This is a genomic window from Burkholderia sp. MBR-1, from assembly GCF_013822785.1.
In the GTDB taxonomy this organism is placed as follows: Bacteria; Pseudomonadota; Gammaproteobacteria; order Burkholderiales; family Burkholderiaceae; genus Burkholderia; species Burkholderia vietnamiensis.
In genome coordinates this window covers 2,181,168-2,193,957 of the sequence record NZ_CP053609.1, presented here as the reverse complement: position 1 = coordinate 2,193,957, position 12,790 = coordinate 2,181,168, and the positions used below count along the sequence as shown (strand labels likewise).

The 12,790-nt window shown below is 68.3% G+C and carries 12 protein-coding genes; 10 read left to right on the top strand and 2 right to left on the bottom strand.

Annotation, left to right across the window (positions count from 1 at the left end; genetic code table 11):
- Positions 1 to 17: 17 nt before the first annotated feature.
- Entirely contained in the window at positions 18 to 356 is a 339-nt protein-coding gene (locus MBR110_RS10045; protein WP_011884731.1) for a hypothetical protein, read from the bottom strand.
- A gap of 26 nt (positions 357 to 382) precedes the next feature.
- The gene (gene lexA / locus MBR110_RS10040) at positions 383 to 1,030 is read right to left on the bottom strand and encodes a transcriptional repressor LexA (protein WP_011884733.1); all 648 of its coding nucleotides are present in this window, start codon (positions 1,028 to 1,030) and stop codon (positions 383 to 385) included.
- Between the two features lie 264 nt (positions 1,031 to 1,294).
- On the opposite strand from lexA, the gene MBR110_RS10035 reads away from it, so the two are divergent.
- From MBR110_RS10035 to rbsK, 10 genes are all read left to right on the top strand, one after another.
- A complete protein-coding gene (locus tag MBR110_RS10035) occupies positions 1,295 to 2,332 on the top strand; it encodes a sulfate ABC transporter substrate-binding protein (protein WP_034193191.1) in 1,038 nt (345 codons plus the stop codon).
- 146 nt (positions 2,333 to 2,478) lie between these two features.
- Positions 2,479 to 3,366: a sulfate ABC transporter permease subunit CysT gene (gene cysT / locus MBR110_RS10030; RefSeq protein WP_014722988.1), complete on the top strand. Its 888-nt coding sequence runs from the start codon at positions 2,479 to 2,481 to the stop codon at positions 3,364 to 3,366.
- Positions 3,363 to 4,310 carry a sulfate ABC transporter permease subunit CysW gene (gene cysW / locus MBR110_RS10025; protein WP_014722989.1) on the top strand — a complete coding sequence of 316 codons (948 nt, stop codon included), beginning with the start codon at positions 3,363 to 3,365 and terminating at the stop codon, positions 4,308 to 4,310. Before cysT ends, cysW begins: the two co-directional genes overlap by 4 nt.
- Positions 4,311 to 4,323: 13 nt before the next feature.
- On the top strand, positions 4,324 to 5,382 hold the full coding sequence (locus tag MBR110_RS10020; protein ID WP_014722990.1) for a sulfate/molybdate ABC transporter ATP-binding protein: 1,059 nt from the start codon (positions 4,324 to 4,326) through the stop codon (positions 5,380 to 5,382).
- Positions 5,383 to 5,462: 80 nt separating this feature from the next.
- Positions 5,463 to 6,389 (top strand): CysB family HTH-type transcriptional regulator, encoded by a 927-nt coding sequence (locus MBR110_RS10015; RefSeq protein WP_011884743.1) that lies wholly within the window; start codon positions 5,463 to 5,465, stop codon positions 6,387 to 6,389.
- A 531-nt stretch (positions 6,390 to 6,920) separates the two neighbouring features.
- Positions 6,921 to 7,871: a sugar ABC transporter substrate-binding protein gene (locus MBR110_RS10010; RefSeq protein WP_014722991.1), complete on the top strand. Its 951-nt coding sequence runs from the start codon at positions 6,921 to 6,923 to the stop codon at positions 7,869 to 7,871.
- A 163-nt stretch (positions 7,872 to 8,034) separates the two neighbouring features.
- Complete coding sequence (locus MBR110_RS10005) at positions 8,035 to 9,648, top strand: sugar ABC transporter ATP-binding protein (protein ID WP_181709054.1); 1,614 nt, start codon at positions 8,035 to 8,037, stop codon at positions 9,646 to 9,648.
- Positions 9,645 to 10,664: an ABC transporter permease gene (locus tag MBR110_RS10000; RefSeq protein WP_011884751.1), complete on the top strand. Its 1,020-nt coding sequence runs from the start codon at positions 9,645 to 9,647 to the stop codon at positions 10,662 to 10,664. The genes MBR110_RS10005 and MBR110_RS10000 overlap by 4 nt, the downstream gene beginning before the upstream one ends.
- Before the next feature lie 35 nt (positions 10,665 to 10,699).
- Positions 10,700 to 11,731: a LacI family DNA-binding transcriptional regulator gene (locus MBR110_RS09995; protein ID WP_046427082.1), complete on the top strand. Its 1,032-nt coding sequence runs from the start codon at positions 10,700 to 10,702 to the stop codon at positions 11,729 to 11,731.
- On the top strand, positions 11,728 to 12,654 hold the full coding sequence (rbsK, locus tag MBR110_RS09990; RefSeq protein ID WP_034193103.1) for a ribokinase: 927 nt from the start codon (positions 11,728 to 11,730) through the stop codon (positions 12,652 to 12,654). The genes MBR110_RS09995 and rbsK overlap by 4 nt, the downstream gene beginning before the upstream one ends.
- Positions 12,655 to 12,790 lie beyond the last annotated feature (136 nt).

Below are 12,790 nucleotides of genomic sequence, written 5' to 3'. Positions count from 1 at the left end.
ACGGATGGGTTCCGCCCTCAGAGACCGTGGTGCGCTGCCGATCGTTCCTCGGCGATGCAACGGTCGATCATCCGGCAGACGGCGTCGATCGTCCCCACCATGATCAGGCGCGAGCGGCCGTGATAGACGCGCACCGGTGCGCGGCGCGCCGGTTCCGCATGATTCAGGCCGGCATTCAGCGAGACCCGCGCGAATGCGGGCAGCGCCGACGGCAGCAGCGACGCCTGCCGTTCGACTGCGACTTCTTCGCTCACTGCGGGCGCCGCAGCGGACAGCGGCGCGCAGGGCGTGCGGCCGCGCAGGTGACGCAGGCGGCCGAATTGACGGAAAGGCAGCAGACGGGACAGGCGTTCCATGGTGTTCTCCTCAGCGAGACCGATTGTCAGAGTTCGCCCGAGCGGATCAGCCCGACGGCGATGCCTTCCAGCGCAAATTCCGCGCTGCCGGCTTTGACGAAGATGTTTTCGTAATCCGGGTTCTCCGCGATCAGCTCGATGCCGCCGGGACGGCGCATCAGGCGCTTGACGGTGACGTCGTCGCCCAGCCGCGCGACGATGATCTGGCCGTCCTTCGCTTCGGTGCGCTTTTGCACCGCGAGGAGGTCGCCGTCGAGAATGCCGGCGTCGCGCATCGACAGGCCGCGCACCTTCAACAGATAGTCGGGCTTGCTCGTGAAGAGCGCCGGATCGCACGCGTAATGCTGCGAGATGTGTTCCTGCGCAAGGATCGGGCTACCGGCAGCGACGCGGCCGACGAGCGGCAGCGACAACTGCATCAGCCCGGCGTGCGGCAACGTGAACTGGTGCGGCATGTCGTCGATGCCGAGCAGGCGGATGCCGCGCGAGGCGCCTGCCGCCAGCTCGATCACGCCCTTGCGCGCCAGCGCGCGCAGGTGCTCCTCGGCTGCATTCGGCGAGCTGAAGCCCAGTTCGGCGGCGATCTCGGCGCGCGTGGGCGGGAAACCCGAGCGCTCGATCGCGCGGCGGATCAAGTCGAACACTTGCTGCTGACGTGCGGTGAGTTTGGTCATGGCTCAACTGTATGGATAGACAGTGAGCTGTATTTTTATACAGTACTTCGCGAATTTCAAGTGTTACTTGAGGTTCGATGCGATCGCGCCGGTTCCGCCGTCGTTTTGCGACGTCCCGACGCCGGTTCATCCGCCGCAACCGTCCGCCCAGTCTGCGTTAGCACTTTTGAGTATTAAAAAATGAAGAACGATTATTTTTAATAATGTAACCCGTTCGTTAGACTGGCCCGACATCGCAACACCGACGACACTGGAGAACCAATGATGGCGAAGCGCAATACGGGGCTGGGCGGCGCAGCGGGGCGCCTGATCGCAACACTGGCGTTGGGCGCGGCGGCGGCGCTCGGCGTCGCCTCGCACGCATGGGCCGACACGACGTTCCTGAACGTGTCCTACGACCCGACGCGCGAGCTGTACCAGGACTACAACCAGGCGTTCGGCAAGGAATGGAAGGCGAAGACGGGCGAGACGGTCAACTTCAAGCAGTCGCACGGCGGCTCGGGCGCGCAGGCGCGCTCGGTGCTCGACGGGCTGCAGGCCGACGTGGTCACGCTCGCGCTGGCATACGACATCGATGCGCTCGCGAACAAGGGGCTCGTCGCGAAGGACTGGCAGAAGCGCCTGCCGGACAACGCATCGCCGTACACGTCGACGATCGTGTTCCTGGTGCGCAAGGGCAACCCGAAGGGCATCAAGGACTGGGACGATCTGACCAGGCCCGGCATTTCGATCGTCACGCCGAACCCGAAGACCTCGGGCGGCGCGCGCTGGAACTATCTGGCCGCGTGGGCGTACGCGGTGCACAAGCCGGGCGGCAGCGAGCAGAGCGCGAAGGAGTTCGTGACGAAGCTCTACAAGAATGCAGGCGTGCTCGACTCCGGCGCGCGCGGCGCGACGACGAGCTTCGTGCAGCGCGGCATTGGCGACGTGCTGATCGCGTGGGAGAACGAGGCGTTCCTGTCGATCAAGGAATTCGGCACCGACAAGTTCGAGATCGTGGTGCCGTCGGTGAGCATCCTCGCCGAGCCGCCCGTCGCGGTGGTCGACAAGGTGGTCGACAAGAAGGGCACGCGCAAGCTGGCCGAGGCCTACCTGAATTTCCTGTACAGCCCGCAGGGCCAGGAGATCGCCGCGCGCAACTACTACCGGCCGCGCTCGAAGAACGTGCCGGCGGAGCTGACGAAGCAGTTCCCGAAGCTCAAGCTGTACACGGTGGACGACACGTTCGGCGGCTGGACGAATGCGCAGAAGACGCATTTCGCGGACGGCGGCGTGTTCGATTCGATCTACAAGCCGCAATAACGCCACGCAGTAACGACACGCAGCATACGATAACGACAGCGGCGCGCCACGACAGCGCGCCGCATACCCGACGGGCCGGCGCGCGATTCCGAGCGCCGGCATATGCGTCGGGCCCATGAGCAGCATCGACCCAGCAAGAGCATCCGATGACGACGTACATCTTTCGCAAGCCGAGCGCGCTGCCCGGTTTCGGCGTGACGCTCGGCATCACGGTGGCGTATTTGAGCCTCGTGGTGCTGATTCCGCTCGCCGCCACATTTCTCAAGACCGCGACCTTGTCGTGGGACCAGTTCGTCGCGGCCGTCACGTCGCCGCGCGTGCTCGCGTCGTACCGGCTGACGTTTTCGGCCGCACTCGGCGGCGCGTTGATCAACGCCGTGTTCGGCTTTCTCGTCGCGTGGGTGCTGGTGCGCTACACGTTCCCGTTCAAGCGCGTCGTCGATGCGATCGTCGACCTGCCGTTCGCGCTGCCGACGTCCGTCGCGGGCATCTCGCTCGCGGCCGTCTACGCGACTAACGGCTGGGTCGGCCAGTATCTCGCGCCGCTCGGCATCAAGATCGCGTTCACGCCGGCCGGCGTGCTGGTCGCGTTGACGTTCATCGGGCTGCCGTTCGTCGTGCGCACCGTGCAGCCCGTGCTCGAGGATTTCGAGCGCGAGCAGGAGGAGGCCGCCGCATGCCTCGGCGCGTCGCGCTGGCTCACGTTCCGCCGCGTCGTGCTGCCGGCCGTGCTGCCCGCGCTGCTCACCGGCTTCGCGCTCGCGTTCGCGCGCGCGCTCGGCGAGTACGGGTCGGTGATCTTCATCGCCGGCAACGTGCCGATGAAGTCCGAGATCACGTCGCTGCTGATCATCACGAAGCTCGAGCAGTACGACTACGCGGGCGCGACCGCGCTGGCGGTCGTGATGCTGGTCGTGTCGTTCCTGATGCTGCTGCTGATCAACACGCTGCAGTGGTATCTGCAGCGCCGCACGAGCCGGGGCGCGAGCGCGCCCGTCGCGGTGGCCGCGAGCGCCGCGGGAGGTGCGCAATGAGCCGCCAGTCCAGCATCGTGTCGAACAACCATGCCGCCGCGCACGCCCGCGCGGCGACGCGGCTCGATCCCGTGACCGAGCCGCGCGCCGTGCGCTGGCTGCTGATCGGCGTCGCGCTCGCGTTCCTCGCGTTCTTCCTCGTCGTGCCGCTCGCTGCGGTGTTCTTCGAGGCGCTGCGCAAGGGCGTCGGCTTCTATCTCGAATCGCTCGCAGATCCGGACGCGTGGTCGGCGATCAGGCTGACGCTGACGGTCGCCGTGATCGCGGTACCGCTCAATCTCGTGTTCGGCGTGTGCGCGTCGTGGGCGATCGCGAAGTTCGAGTTCCGCGGCAAGGCGTTGCTGACCACGCTGATCGACCTGCCGTTCTCCGTGTCGCCGGTGATCTCCGGGCTCGTCTACGTGCTGTTGTTCGGTGCGCAGGGCTGGCTCGGGCCGTGGCTGCAGGACCACGACGTGCAGATCATCTTCGCGGTGCCGGGCATCGTGCTCGCGACGATCTTCGTCACCTTCCCGTTCGTCGCGCGCGAGCTGATCCCGCTGATGCAGGCGCAGGGCAGCGACGAGGAGGAAGCCGCGCGCGTGCTCGGCGCGTCGGGCTGGCAGATCTTCCGGCGCGTGACGTTGCCGAACGTGAAGTGGGGTCTGCTGTACGGCGTGATCCTCTGCAATGCGCGCGCGATGGGCGAGTTCGGCGCGGTGTCGGTCGTGTCCGGCCACATCCGCGGCGTGACCGACACGATGCCGCTGCACGTCGAGATCCTGTACAACGAATACAACTTCGCGGCGGCGTTCGCGGTGGCGTCGGTGCTTGCGCTGCTCGCGCTCGTCACGCTCGCGCTGAAGCTGCTCGCCGAGCGTCACCTCGCCGCCGAACTGGCCGGGGCACGCGACGACGTTCCCGCTCATGCCGGCCCCGTCGCGGCCGTTTCGTCGAAATCGTAAAGAGGCAAACAGAATGGGTATCACCGTCCGTCATCTTCAGAAGCGCTTCGGCGATTTCACCGCGCTCGACAACGTGTCGCTCGATTTCCCGCCGGGCGAGCTCGTCGCGCTGCTCGGGCCGTCCGGCTGCGGCAAGACCACGCTGCTGCGCGTGATCGCGGGCCTCGAGCACGCGGACGCCGGCCAGGTCCTGCTGCAGGGCCTCGACGTCGCGTCGGTCGGCGCGCGCGATCGCCAGGTCGGCTTCGTGTTCCAGCATTACGCGCTGTTCCGCCACATGACCGTGTTCGAGAACGTTGCCTTCGGCCTGCGCGTGAAGCCGCGCCGCGAACGCCCGTCGGAAACGGTGATTCGCGACAAGGTGCACGAGCTGCTGAAGCTCGTGCAGCTCGACTGGCTCGCGCAGCGCTATCCGTCCGAACTGTCGGGCGGCCAGCGCCAGCGCATCGCGCTGGCTCGCGCGCTCGCGGTGGAGCCGAAGGTGCTGCTGCTCGACGAGCCGTTCGGCGCGCTCGACGCGAAGGTGCGCAAGGAACTGCGCAGCTGGCTGCGGCGCCTGCACGACGACCTGCACATCTCGACGATCTTCGTCACGCACGACCAGGAGGAGGCGCTCGAGGTGGCCGATCGCATCGTCGTGCTGAACCGCGGTCACGTCGAGCAGGTCGGCAGCCCGCAGGACGTCTACGACCATCCGCAAAGCGCGTTCGTCTACGAATTCCTCGGCGCGGCGAACCGGCTGCCGGGCACGGTCGCCGCGCGCGGTTTCGTCGCCGATGGCGCGGCGGCGTCGATCGCGGTCGACGCCGATTTCGCGGGCCCCGCACACGCCTACGTGCGGCCGCACGACCTGCAGCTGTGGCCGGTGGGCGGCGGCCATCGCGACGGCATCGCGGTGGACGTGCGCCGCGTGATTCCGCTCGGCGGCTCGGTGCGCGTCGAGCTGGAGGCGCGCACGGGCGGGGCGCTGGAAGCCGAGCTCGATCGCGACGCGTGGCGTGCGCTCGCGCTGCAGGTCGGCGACGGCGCGACGGCCGTGCCGCGCGCGCTGCGGGTCTTTCCCGCACACTGACGCCCGAACCCGGTCATGAGAAGAGGGCGGATACCGCTCCCGATCGATCTTCGAACAACGACAGCCCAAGAGGCATACCCATGAATTTTCAGCAATTGCGCTTCGTGCGCGAGGCCGTGCGCCAGAACATGAACCTGACCGAAGTCGCGAACGTGCTGTACACGTCGCAGTCGGGCGTGTCGAAGCAGATCAAGGATCTCGAGGACGAGCTGGGCGTCGACATCTTCATCCGGCGCGGCAAGCGGCTCACCGGCCTCACCGAGCCGGGCAAGGCCGTGCACCAGCTGATCGAGCGGATGCTGCTCGACGCCGAGAACCTGCGGCGCGTCGCGCGCCAGTTCGCCGATCAGGACAGCGGCCACCTCGTCGTCGCGACGACGCACACGCAGGCGCGCTACGCGCTGCCGAAGGTGATCCGCCAGTTCACCGAAGTGTTCCCGAAGGTGCATCTCGCGCTGCGCCAGGGTAGCCCGCAGCAGATCGCGCAGATGATCCTGAACGGCGAAGCCGATCTCGGCATCTCGACCGAGGCGCTCGACCGCTATCCGGACATCGTCACGTTCCCGTGCTATTCGTGGCACCACACGGTCGTCGTGCCCAAAGGGCATCCGCTCGTCGGACGCGAGCATCTGACGCTCGACGAGATCGCCGAATATCCGATCATCACCTACGACCAGGATTTCACCGGCCGCTCGCACATCGACCAGGCGTTCGCGCAGGCCGGCGCGGTGCCCGACGTCGTGCTGACCGCGATCGATGCTGACGTCATCAAGACTTACGTCGAGCTCGGGATGGGGATCGGCGTGGTCGCGGCGATGGCGTTCGATCCGCAGCGCGACACGGGGCTCGTCGCGCTCGACACGCAGCACCTGTTCGAGGCGAGCACGACCCGCGTCGGGCTGCGCAAAGGCGCGTTCCTGCGCGCCTATGCGTACCGCCTGATCGAGATGTTCGCGCCGCAGTTGAACGAAGCCGAGATCGCGGCGCAGTTGCGCGAGGCGGTGTAACTGGCGGCGAAGTGAAGGGCGGCAGGCGCTCGCCTGCCTGTCGCTCCCTACGGCCGCGCGACGACGCGGCATCGCGTGGTCCGGCCGGCCGGGCGCGGCTGACGGTGCGCTGCCGCGATTCACGCGACGGTCTGAAGCGCATCGCCTCGGCTGGAGGGGGCGCATCCGCCACATCTGGAAACACCGCGCCGGCAAGTCCTGCCGCAACGTACCGCCGCAGCATAACCAGCCATCGCGGCGTAACGCACCCCAGCCCGCTCAGAACAAACCCTTAAATAGCGATCGCCCGGGTTGCGCGCCGAACCGAAACGGTACAGCATAGCCGTCACTCCGCCGGCTTCCCGCCGGCGGTGGCGCGTCGACGACAGCGCGCGCCAGGCAGTCGGCCGTCTGCCCCGTTTCCATTTCGTGATACCGACAAGCAGCATCGATGGCCAATGTCCGGTTCATGTAGCGCAAACGTTTGCTTGCATTAAAACAACAGCCAAACAAAACAATCCGGCCCGCCGGGCCGATCGCCAGGAGATGAGTATGAAGGTCCTGTTTCGCCGTCGCTTCCTGACCGCCGCGCTCGCCGCCGTCGCGGTCGCCGCCACCCCGGCCGCGTATGCGCAGTCTGCGGCCAAGCCGAAGGTCGCGCTGGTGATGAAGTCGCTCGCCAACGAGTTCTTCCTGACGATGGAAAACGGCGCGAAGGAATACCAGAAGCACAACGCCGGCCAGTTCGACCTGATCACGAACGGCATCAAGGACGAGACCGACACCGCCAACCAGATCCGCATCGTCGAGCAGATGATCGTGTCGAAGGTCGACGCGATCGTGCTCGCGCCGGCCGATTCGAAGGCGCTCGTGCCGGTGGTGAAGAAGGCGGTCGACGCGGGCATCGTCGTCGTGAACATCGACAACCGGCTCGATCCCGACGTGCTGAAGTCGAAGAACCTGAACGTGCCGTTCGTCGGCCCCGACAACCGCAAGGGCGCGCGCAAGGTCGGCGACTACCTCGCGAAGAGGCTCAAGGCGGGCGACCAGGTCGGCATCGTCGAAGGCGTGTCGACGACCACCAACGCGCAGCAGCGCACGGCCGGCTTCCAGGATGCGATGAAGGCGGGCGGCATGAAGGTCGTGTCGGTGCAGTCGGGCGAATGGGAGATCGACAAGGGCAACGCGGTCGCGTCCGCGATGCTCAACGAATACCCGAACCTGCGCGCGCTCCTGTGCGGCAACGACAACATGGCGATCGGCGCCGTGTCGGCGGTGCGGGCGGCGGGCAAGCAGGGCAAGGTGCTGGTGGTCGGCTACGACAACATCAACGCGATCAAGCCGATGCTGAAGGACGGCCGCGTGCTCGCGACCGCCGACCAGTACGCGGCGAAGCAGGCGGTGTTCGGCATCGACACGGCGCTGAAGGCCATCGCCGAGCATCGCAAGCAGTCTGAGCTGTCCGGCGTGGTCGAGACGCCGGTCGACCTCGTCACCAAGTGACCGAGTGACCACGTGACGCCGCACCGATGACGGCCGCCGTCCCTCAAGAATTCCGGGCGGCGGCCGTTATCTGGAGTGAGCGCGATCACGGCCACGGCATACCCATGCACTTGTGAGCGTCATAACCGCACGCCGCGGGCGCGCGGCCGCAACCAGGATCGCGATGGAACCGACCTTCCAACCTTCCCGTCCAGTCGTCCCCGTGCTCGCCGTATCCGGCGTGGGCAAGACCTACGCCGAACCGGTGCTCGCCGACGTCACGCTGACGCTCGCGGCGGGCCAGGCGCTCGCGCTGACCGGCGAGAACGGCGCGGGCAAGAGCACGCTGTCGAAGATCATCGGCGGGCTGGTCGAGCCGACGACCGGCACGATGCAGCTCGGCGGCGACGCGTATGCGCCGGCCAGCCGCACGCAGGCCGAGGCGCTCGGCGTGCGCATGGTGATGCAGGAGCTGAACCTGCTGCCGACGCTGACGGTCGCCGAGAACCTGTTTCTGAACCGGCTGCCGCGGCGCTTCGGCATCATCGACCGCGCGCGGCTGCGCGCCGATGCGCGGGCCGCGATGGCGCAGGTCGGGCTCGACGCGATCGATCCCGATACGCCGGTCGGCGCGCTCGGCATCGGCCATCAACAGATGGTCGAGATCGCGCGCAACCTGATCGGCGACTGTCGCGTGCTGATCCTCGACGAGCCGACCGCGATGCTGACCGCGCGCGAGGTCGAACTGCTGTTCGAGCAGATCGACCGCTTGAAGGCGCGCGGCGTCGCGATCGTCTATATCTCGCACCGGCTCGAGGAGCTCGCGCGCGTTGCCGAGCGGGTCGCGGTGCTGCGCGATGGCCGGCTCGTGCACGTCGGCGACATGGCCGCGATCAGCGCCGACGGGCTCGTCACGCTGATGGTTGGCCGCGAGCTCGGCGAGCACATCGATCTCGGCGCGCGCCGGATCGGCGCGCCGCGCCTCGTCGTGTCGGGCATGACGCGCGGCACGGCCGTGCAGGACGTGTCGCTCGAAGTGCGCGCCGGCGACATCTTCGGCATCTCCGGGCTGATCGGCGCGGGGCGCACCGAATTGCTGCGGCTGATCTACGGCGCGGACACGCCCGATACGGGCATGATCGCGGTCGGCGAACCGCCGCAGCCGGTGCGCATCCAGTCGCCGGTCGACGCGGTCGCGCACGGCATCGCGCTGATCACCGAGGACCGCAAGGGCGAAGGGCTGCTGCTCACGCAATCGGTCGCCTCCAACGTGTCGCTCGGCCAGCTCGATCGGCTCGCGCGCGGCGGCGTCGTCGATACGGCGCGCGAAACGGCGCTCGCCGAGCAGCAGATCGACGCGTTGCGGATCCGCACGCACGGCGCGGCGCAGCCAGTCGGCGAACTGTCGGGCGGCAACCAGCAGAAGGTCGTGATCGGCCGCTGGCTCGCACGTGACATGGGCGTGCTGCTGTTCGACGAGCCGACGCGCGGCATCGACGTCGGCGCGAAGTTCGAGATCTACACGCTGATGGGCGCGCTGGCGCGCGACGGCCGCGCGCTGGTGGTCGTATCGAGCGACCTGCGCGAGCTGATGCTGATCTGCGACCGGATCGGCGTGATGTCGGCCGGCCGCATGACCGCCGTGTTCGAACGCGGCAACTGGACTCAGGATGCGCTGCTGGCCGCCGCGTTCGCCGGCTTCGGCCGCGACGCGTTGCCGGACGGCACGCAGCATCCGGATGCGGGAGCGGCGCCGCGCGCGGCTTCCGCGGTTTCGACCACAGGACCACACTCATGACCCAGCCTCCCGTATCTCCGAGCGACGCAGGCGCACAGCAGGACCTGACCGGGCGCCGCGCGCGCACGCTGTCCGGCACACGGCTCGGCGTCTCGAACTACCTCGGGCTCGCCGGTGCGCTCGTCGCGATGGTCGCGCTGTTTTCGGCGCTGAGCTCGCACTTCCTGACCTACGACACGTTCAGCACGATCGCGAACCAGATCCCCGATCTCGTCGTGATGTCGGTCGGCATGACGTTCGTGCTGATCATCGCCGGCATCGACCTGTCGGTCGGCTCCGTCCTGGCGCTGGCCGCGTCGATGGTCAGCGTGGCCGCGCTGAAATGGCAGTGGGCGCCGTTGCCCGCCGCGCTGAGCGGCATCGCGGTCGCCACCGTGACCGGCTCGCTGACGGGCGCGGTGACGGTCGGCTGGCGGATTCCGTCGTTCATCGTGTCGCTCGGCGTGCTGGAAGGCGCGCGCGGGCTCGCGTACCAGCTGACGAATTCGCGCACCGCGTATATTGGCGACGCATTCGATTTCCTGTCGAACCCGATCGCGCTCGGCATTTCGCCGGCGTTCCTGATCGCGGTCGCGGTGATGATCGCCGCGCAGTTCGTGCTGACACGCACCGTGTTCGGACGCTATCTGGTCGGAATCGGCACGAACGAAGAAGCCGTGCGGCTGGCAGGGGTTAACCCGCGGCCGTATAAAATCCTCGTATTCGCATTGATGGGCGCGCTTGCCGGGCTCGCGTCGCTGTTCCAGATTTCGCGGCTCGAAGCGGCGGACCCGAACGCGGGCGTGGGCCTCGAGCTGCAGGTGATCGCGGCCGTCGTGATCGGCGGCACGAGCCTGATGGGCGGGCGCGGCTCGGTGATCAGCACGTTCTTCGGCGTTTTGATCATCTCCGTGCTGGCGGCGGGGCTTGCGCAGATCGGCGCGAACGAGCCCACCAAACGGATCATCACGGGGGCGGTGATCGTGGTGGCCGTCGTGCTCGACACGTATCGCAGCCGGCGCTCGCGCGCACGGTAGAACAACATGGAACGCAGACCAAAGAGAAACGGGATATGGCGACGATCAAGGATGTAGCGGCCATGGCGGGCGTGTCGTTTACGACCGTCTCGCACGTAGTGAACAATTCGCGGCCGGTGTCCGCGGATGTGCGCGCGAAGGTCGAAGGCGCGATTCGCGAGCTGAACTACGTGCCGTCGGCCGTAGCGCGCTCGCTGAAGGCGCGCGCGACGGCGACCATCGGCCTCGTCGTGCCGAACAGCACGAATCCGTATTTCGCGGAGCTTGCACGCGGCATCGAGGATCAATGCGCGGCGAACGGCTATTGCGTGTTCTTCTGCAACTCGGACGACGATCCGGTGAAGCAGCGCAACTACCTGCGCGTGCTGCAGGAAAAGCGCATCGACGGGCTGATCGTCGCATCGGCCGGCGAGGACGCCGTGCTCGCGCAGACGCTCGCCGATTCGCAAGCGCCGCTCGTCGTCGTCGATCGCAACATCGAGGGGCTGCCAGCCGACCTCGTGCAGATCGACCACGAGCGCGGCGCGTATCTGGCCACGCGGCATCTGCTCGAGCTCGGCCACGCGAAGATCGGCTGCATCACCGGCCCGACCGACACGGCCGTCAGCGCGATGCGCGTGCACGGCTTCATCCGCGCGATGGCCGAGCGCGGCATCGACATCGTGCCGGGCGCGATCGCCGAAAGCGATTTTTCGTGCCTCGGCGGCTATCACGCGGCGGCGCGGCTGTTCGAGACGGTGCAGCCGAGCGCGATTTTCGCCGGCAACGACCTGATGGGCGTCGGCGCGCTGCGCGCGGCGGCCGAGCGCGGCATCCGCGTGCCGGACGAATGCTCGATCATCGGCTTCGACGACATCGAGTTTTCCCGCTACACCTATCCGGCGCTGTCGACGGTCGGGCAGTCGGTGCGGGCGCTCGGCGAAATGGCCGCGCAGACGCTGATCGAGCGGATCGGCGGCGGCTCGACGGCCGCGCCGAGCCGCCGCCGCGTCGTGTCGCCGCGGCTCGTGCTGCGCGAATCGACGTCGGTCTATCGGGAGCCGGCCATGCCCGGTACGCGCGCATGACGGCGCCCAACGCCGGTGCAGGCCGCGTGACGGTGGTCGGCAGCCTCAACATGGATCTCGTCGTACGTGCGCCGCGGCTGCCGTTGCCGGGCGAAACGCTGGCCGGCCGCGCGTATGCGCAGGCAGCGGGCGGCAAGGGCGGCAACCAGGCCGTCGCCGCCGCGCGCCTGGGCGCGCAGGTCGCGATGATCGGCTGTGTCGGCGCGGACGCGCACGGCGCAGCGCTGCGCGCGGGCCTCGAGGCGGAAGGCATCGATTGCTCGCGGGTCGCGACGAGCGCGTCCGCATCGACGGGCGTCGCGCTGATCGTCGTCGACGATGCGAGCCAGAACACGATCGTGATCGTCGCGGGCGGCAACGGCGAAGTCACGCCCGCAACGGTCGCGCAGCACGAGGCCGCGATCGCCGCGGCCGACGTGCTGATCTGCCAGCTCGAGACGCCGCCGGACGCGGTATTCGCGGCGCTGTCGGCCGGGCGGCGCCTCGGGCGCACGGTGGTGCTGAACCCGGCGCCGGCCGTCGCGCCGCTGCCCGACGGCTGGCTGCCGCTGGTCGACTATCTGATTCCGAACGAGGTCGAGGCCGCCGCGCTGACCGGCCTGCCGGTGCGCGATCCGGCCGACGCGGAAGCTGCCGCGCGCGCGCTGCAGGCGGCCGGCGCACGCAACGTGCTGATCACGCTCGGCGCGCGCGGCGTGCTGGCGCTCAGCGCCGACGGCGCGGCGCGCCACTATCCGGCGCCCGTCGTGCAGGCGCTCGACACGACCGCCGCCGGCGACACCTTCATCGGCGGCTTCGCGGCCCGGCTCGCGGCCGGCGACGGCGTCGACGCCTCGATCCGTTTTGCGCAGCGCGCCGCGGCCGTCTCGGTCACGCGCGCGGGCGCGCAGCCTTCGATTCCCACCCTCGCCGAACTGGCCTGATAACGCCGGATCGCGCGGCTTCCGCCGCCGGCACGAGCCGGCGGCCGGTCATCCTCCAACACCCGTCGCCGTCGATTGCAGCGCGCGCGCGTCGCGCGACACGCTGCCGTGTTGCGTCCCCTTCATTCATTCATAC

Coding starts and splice junctions, on each gene's coding strand:
- MBR110_RS10045 (WP_011884731.1), bottom strand. CDS start 356: ATGGAACGCCTGTCCCGTCTGCTGCCTTTCCGTCAATTCGGCCGCCTG.
- lexA (WP_011884733.1), bottom strand. CDS start 1,030: ATGACCAAACTCACCGCACGTCAGCAGCAAGTGTTCGACTTGATCCGC.
- MBR110_RS10035 (WP_034193191.1), top strand. CDS start 1,295: ATGGCGAAGCGCAATACGGGGCTGGGCGGCGCAGCGGGGCGCCTGATC.
- cysT (WP_014722988.1), top strand. CDS start 2,479: ATGACGACGTACATCTTTCGCAAGCCGAGCGCGCTGCCCGGTTTCGGC.
- cysW (WP_014722989.1), top strand. CDS start 3,363: ATGAGCCGCCAGTCCAGCATCGTGTCGAACAACCATGCCGCCGCGCAC.
- MBR110_RS10020 (WP_014722990.1), top strand. CDS start 4,324: ATGGGTATCACCGTCCGTCATCTTCAGAAGCGCTTCGGCGATTTCACC.
- MBR110_RS10015 (WP_011884743.1), top strand. CDS start 5,463: ATGAATTTTCAGCAATTGCGCTTCGTGCGCGAGGCCGTGCGCCAGAAC.
- MBR110_RS10010 (WP_014722991.1), top strand. CDS start 6,921: ATGAAGGTCCTGTTTCGCCGTCGCTTCCTGACCGCCGCGCTCGCCGCC.
- MBR110_RS10005 (WP_181709054.1), top strand. CDS start 8,035: ATGGAACCGACCTTCCAACCTTCCCGTCCAGTCGTCCCCGTGCTCGCC.
- MBR110_RS10000 (WP_011884751.1), top strand. CDS start 9,645: ATGACCCAGCCTCCCGTATCTCCGAGCGACGCAGGCGCACAGCAGGAC.
- MBR110_RS09995 (WP_046427082.1), top strand. CDS start 10,700: ATGGCGACGATCAAGGATGTAGCGGCCATGGCGGGCGTGTCGTTTACG.
- rbsK (WP_034193103.1), top strand. CDS start 11,728: ATGACGGCGCCCAACGCCGGTGCAGGCCGCGTGACGGTGGTCGGCAGC.